The 3,800-nt window shown below is 35.2% G+C and carries 3 protein-coding genes; all 3 read left to right on the top strand.

The window, feature by feature from the left end; all coding sequences use genetic code 11:
* Positions 1-586, top strand: a 586-nt coding sequence (locus RTW80_RS22895; RefSeq protein WP_312720333.1) for a glycosyltransferase family 4 protein, incomplete at its 5' end; no start/stop codon positions are given.
* Positions 587-633: 47 nt separating this feature from the next.
* A complete protein-coding gene (locus RTW80_RS22890; protein WP_000440491.1) occupies positions 634-1,824 on the top strand; it encodes a class I SAM-dependent methyltransferase in 1,191 nt (396 codons plus the stop codon).
* A 3-nt stretch (positions 1,825-1,827) separates the two neighbouring features.
* Positions 1,828-3,800: glycosyltransferase (locus tag RTW80_RS22885; RefSeq protein ID WP_312720330.1), on the top strand; the 1,973-nt coding region annotated here is incomplete at its 3' end.

The following is a 3,800-nucleotide window of genomic DNA, read 5'->3' as shown; positions in this document are numbered from 1 at the left end:
CTGCCCACCTCCTGTCGAGCCAGTGTCTTTCATTTTTGTCGCCAGATTTTTGCAAGAAAAGGGAGTTTATGAATTTATTGAGGCTGCAAAAATAGTCAAAAAGAAGTTTCCTGAAACTCATTTTTGTATGCTGGGCCATCTGGATCTTCATAACCCGGGAAGCTTAACTATAGAACGACTTAATGATTTGAAATGTAATAACATCATTGAGTTACCTGGTCATGTTGATAACGTACAGGAGTGGCTTGCTAAAGCGAGTGTATTCGTATTGCCTTCCTGGCGTGAAGGGTTTCCGAGAAGTACACAGGAGGCTATGGCCATGGGCCGCGCTGTCATAACCAGCGATGTGCCAGGTTGCCGAGATACAGTGGTTGATGGCGTTAATGGATTTTTGATTAAGCCACGTTCTTCTCATGCCTTAGCCGAAAAAATGCTCTGCTTCTTACATCAACCTGAGCTAATTACCCAAATGGGGAATGCAAGTCACCAAATAGCTTTACAACAATTTGACTCAAGTATAGTTAATTCGAAGCTAATGAAGATACTACGTGTAGATTTTGAAAATACAAAATCTAATGTCTGTTAAATCATATAAATACAACTTTATAAAAAACACAATTTAGTAGGAAGATTATGGAAAGATTAAATTTGAGTGAAAAACCTGCTCACTCTTTACAAGAATCGGCTATTCATTGTGCCAGATATGCTAATATCTTACATCTTGTTAAAGATAAAGTAGTTCTGGACATTGCCTGTGGTGAGGGATATGGCTCAGCACTATTAATGAAAGCAGGAGCTAAACGAGTTGTGGGGGTGGACATCTCTGAAGAGTCAATCGAGCGTGCAAAGAAACTTTTTGGGAAATATGATGTAGAATATATTGTAAGTGATGCAAATACCATCTCAGAGCGTTATGGCGAAGACTTTTTTGATATAGTTGTTTCAATTGAGACAATAGAACACATCAATACCCCTGACGTCTTTCTTAGTTCTATCAAAAAAACTGCTAAAGAAAATGCGATTTTCTATATAACTTGCCCTAACGATTATTGGTACTATCCAAATAATGAACAATCTAATCCTTGTCATGTACGAAAGTATACTTTTCAAGAATTCAAAGAGCTTAGTACAGGGGTTTTGGGTAATAATGTCCAATGGGCATATGGTGGTTCTGTTTTTGGATTCGGCACAGTCTCTGCTAACAATCGAGGTCTTGAAAAGATAGGTTCTTCATGGATGGAAATAAGCGAGTCAGAAAATTCAATTAATGTTTTAAACACAGAGATTGACGCTGTTAATGAAAATAATTGTAGTTTCTTTGTGGGCTTATGGAATGCGCCTGAAACAAACTTTAGCAACAGTACTTTTCCAATAAGTATGGATGCTTATTCGCGCATGACAGAAGAATTTGAGTCAAATGTAAGTTCTGTACTTCGTGAAGATCAGGCGGAAAATAAAAAAGCCATATCAATATTAAAAAAAGATATGAAACAATTAACAATGAATTTGAGAAAATCAAATCTTTTATTATCTGCATTAAAAATTGAAAATGTTACACTGCGTAAGAATATTTCCGAATTGCAACAACAACTCGCCAAACAAATCGCGATGTATCATGACGTAACAAATGCAAAAAATAATTTAGAATTAGAAAACGCCGATTTAATTTCGTTGCATGGGGATCTAGCAACTAAAAATTCATCATTGATGGAACGAATTTCGCAAATGGAAATTCCATATTATCGATATTTAAGACTCTCTGCTCTTCTTCCGGGTTTTTTGAAAAAAATTATACTAAAAATTGTGCGTTTTATCAGGAAATAAAATATGTCTGCACGTTTAAAATTATTGCCTGGGTTAAAGTCAACTGAGTATGTGTATTCAGATCTTCATGCTTTACTTGATACTAATGGTGGGAGTTCCTTAGGTCCGAACATTGGTAGTGATGGTTCTAACCTAACAATAACATGTTTATCGATGAGCAGAGTTTTTCTTACTGAAAAACTTGTTAATTCTATATATCAGCATATACCTTATTTTAAAGGTGATATTCTGATTGTTGATAATGGCAGCACAGTAGAAGAACTTTCAATTTTACAAAATTTAAGTGATAGGATCCCGTTAAATATTAGAGTTGTCGAGCTTGGTAATAATTTTGGCGTAAGTGGTGGAAGAAACAAAACTTTAGAGCATATAAAAACAGAATGGGCAATGTTTCTCGATAATGATATTTATTTCATAAATAATCCACTTCCGAGATTGCAAAATGATATTTCAAGACTTGGTTGTCATTTTATCAATATGCCATTGCTTGATTCTGACGGAGAAACATTATTCGCAAATGGAGGGAATGTTTTCCTCGATATTGATGATGATTCGGTGCATGTTGGTGCAGGAAGTGCATGTATTCAGGAAAAAACAATTACATATGATGGTGAAGGCTTCCTTTCTACATTTCTTTTTGGTGGTGCGAGTGTTATTAAAATCGCGACCCTGAAAAATTTAGGGAAGTATGACGAAAATATGTTTATTGGGTTTGAAGACATTGATTTATCGATCCGTCTTTACCAGTCAGGAATGAAAGTTGGTACATGTGGTGCAATTTCTTTAATCCATGATCACCCGAAGCCTAGTTCTAACAAAGATAAAGATTATGAGAAAATTCGCTTCACGCGAAGTATCTTAAAAGAATCCGCGGATTATCTTGAAAACAAATGGGGAATGGTTTTCTGGTCAGCTCCAGTTGATGATTGGTTGGAAGAGAAGCAACGTAGTTTTGAACTGACAACTCAGCATAATGATAATTTGTCCCAATTCGATGACAATAAAAAAGGCGCGACTTATGATTTATCTGTGTCAAAACCGAAAATTGCATTGATTATTGATACTGAAAACTGGGCATTCTCAAATATTGCAAATCAAATAGTCAATTATCTGTCAGATTCATATGACTTTACAATAATACCAACTGAAATTGTTGATAATATCAGTCAGGTTATTATGATGACTAGAAATTATGATATAACACATTTCTTCTGGCGTGAATCGCTTAGACTTATATATGATGAGTATTATATTTACTATAAACTGACTATCGGATTTTATGTGCTCAGTTTTAAAAAAGTGTTCTTGGATGGAAGAATAATAACCAGTAGCGTTTATGATCATTTATTCCTGGATGAGCAAGCTATAAAATTAAGAAAGACATTTTATAACGATTTAATAACTGCTTATACGGTTAGTTCATCAAAACTATATGACATCTACTCATCCATAGTTGAGTATCCTAAGCCATCAGTTCTTGCGGAAGATGGGGTTCATTTAAAACTATTTTATCCAATTAATCTTGAACGTTTTGATAATATAGAATCGAGGGCCGTGCGCGTAGGTTGGGCTGGGAATTCTAAATGGGCGGGAGAGTTAGAGGATTTCAAAGGTTACCATTCTTTATTAAAGCCTGCAGTTGAGCAATTACAATCAGAAGGATTAAATATTGAATTAGTCCTTGCCGATCGTCAACTCGGATTTATTCCTCATGATGAAATGGTAAAATATTATAGCCAAATTGATGTATATGTCTGTCCTTCAAAAATTGAAGGCACACCAAACCCTGTCCTTGAGTCTATGGCATGTGGCGTTCCCGTGATAAGTACTGATGTTGGTGTGGTCAAAGATGCTTTTGGTGAGATGCAAAAAGAATGGATTTTACCAGTTAGAAGCAAGGATACTTTGATAGATAAACTTAGAGATTTTTATCATAAGCGTAATTCAGTGGTAAAATGTCTATCTTCAGAAAATTT

The organism is Escherichia sp. AM3 (assembly GCF_032029835.1).
In the GTDB taxonomy this organism is placed as follows: Bacteria; Pseudomonadota; Gammaproteobacteria; order Enterobacterales; family Enterobacteriaceae; genus Escherichia; species Escherichia coli.
This window is presented reverse-complemented; position numbering and strand designations above follow the sequence as displayed.

Bases quoted from the DNA above. Each gene is read 5' to 3' on its own strand.
- RTW80_RS22890 (WP_000440491.1), top strand. From the start codon at position 634: ATGGAAAGATTAAATTTGAGTGAAAAACCTGCTCACTCTTTACAAGAA.